The organism is Thiorhodococcus minor, assembly GCF_010820565.1.
GTDB classification, from domain to species: domain Bacteria; phylum Pseudomonadota; class Gammaproteobacteria; order Chromatiales; family Chromatiaceae; genus Thiorhodococcus; species Thiorhodococcus minor.
The window spans coordinates 1-1,378 of record NZ_JAAIJQ010000252.1 but is presented as its reverse complement, the minus strand read 5'-3'; the positions used below and the strand labels follow the sequence as shown (position 1 = coordinate 1,378).

The following is a 1,378-nucleotide window of genomic DNA, read 5'->3' as shown; positions in this document are numbered from 1 at the left end:
CCGTAGACATAGGCGCCAGCATAGACGGGATTGGTCAGCACTTGATGGATTTTCGTGTAACTGGGCGTGACCCATTGAATCTCGGCGCCGCCAGGGATCTGCGTAGGAAAGGGCAACGCCTCGCTACGAAACCACAGCCACACGCGCCGTGCCGAGCCCATCTCGGCGAAGCGCTCGAACACGGCTCGAATGGCGTCCGTGACGGCCGCGTCGGGGTGAAAGCGCACCTCGCCGTCGGCCTCGCCCCACACCAGTCCGATGGGCAAACCACGGCGCAGCTCCCCGCGTGCGGCCTTATGGCGGATGCCACCGTTGAGGCGCGCGCGCAAGACATGCAGCTCCGCCTCCGACATGGTGCCCTTGAGGCCGAGCACGAGCCGATCGTTGAACAGCCCCGGATGGTAGAGTCCATCGGCATCGCCGATCAGCGTATCCGTGGTGCCGCAGAGATCCAGCAGCCGGTACCAATCGGCGTTGTTGCGCGCCAGGCGCGACACCTCCAGGGCCAGCACGATCCCCACATGCCCGAGGGCGACCTCGGCGGCGAGCTCGGCGAACCCCGAGCGCGTGCTCAAGCCGGAGCCGGAGAGGCCGAGATCCTGGTCGATGACCCGGATCGCCGCCGCCGGCCAGCCGAGCTGCGCGGCGAAGGTCCGTAGCTGATACTGGCGCTCAGTGGACTCGCGATTGCACTCCACTTGGGCATTGGTCGACTGGCGCACGTAGACGATCGCCAAGCGTGACAGCTGTGAAGACGTGATCTTGCTGAGATCAGTCATCGGGATGCGCCTCTTGCCGCGGGGCGCGCTGGGCCGTGACGAGCTGGCGCATCAGGCGTGCAAGCAGCGTCCGTATCTCTTGTTGCTGCTCGGTTTGGAGGGTCTCCCAGGCCGGTACGGCCCCGGCGGGCGGTGGTGGCTGCAGAAACGTCAATTGCTCGGGCATCGGTGGGCTCCTTCGGTGAGGTTGGCGCGGGCGCCGAGGCGGCCTGTGCGCGGCGAAGGAGTGCATTAACAACGGCGCGTGCCTGAAGCAACTGCGCCACCGAGGCAAGGATCGCCGGACGCGGCGCCGGCGGGCCGTAGAGATCCGTCCAGGCGGCGGGAACACGCAAGCGCGTGCCGTCCGGGAGCACGAGGACGAGCTGGAGGGTGCCTTGGTGAGTGCTGGTGCTGAAGATCGCGAGCGATTGCCCGTCGAAGGGATGGCGGGGACGCCTGATGGTCACCCGCTCGGGATAGCCGTTAAGGTCTTGGTGGTGGGTATTGTGTCGTGTTGTTGTTCGACCATCTGGATCATGAGTGGATGGTCGGACACCTCCCCACGCATCAGGGAAAATTGCGGGCTTGGCTCAAGGCAGGCTACATGGAACGCGGGA

Annotated in this window: 2 protein-coding genes and 1 pseudogene; all 3 read right to left on the bottom strand. The window is 66.0% G+C overall.

All coding sequences use genetic code 11. The annotated features are described in order from the left end of the window. The coding region (locus G3446_RS26725; protein ID WP_164456683.1) for a recombinase family protein at positions 1-779 on the bottom strand (779 nt) is incomplete at its 3' end. Continuing rightward, complete coding sequence (locus tag G3446_RS26720) at positions 772-945, bottom strand: hypothetical protein (protein ID WP_164456682.1); 174 nt, start codon at positions 943-945, stop codon at positions 772-774. The genes G3446_RS26725 and G3446_RS26720, both read right to left, overlap by 8 nt. 106 nt (positions 946-1,051) lie before the next feature. Beyond that, a pseudogene (locus G3446_RS29390) lies at positions 1,052-1,228 on the bottom strand (DUF5372 family protein); the annotation flags it as partial. Between the last annotated feature and the right edge of the window lie 150 nt (positions 1,229-1,378).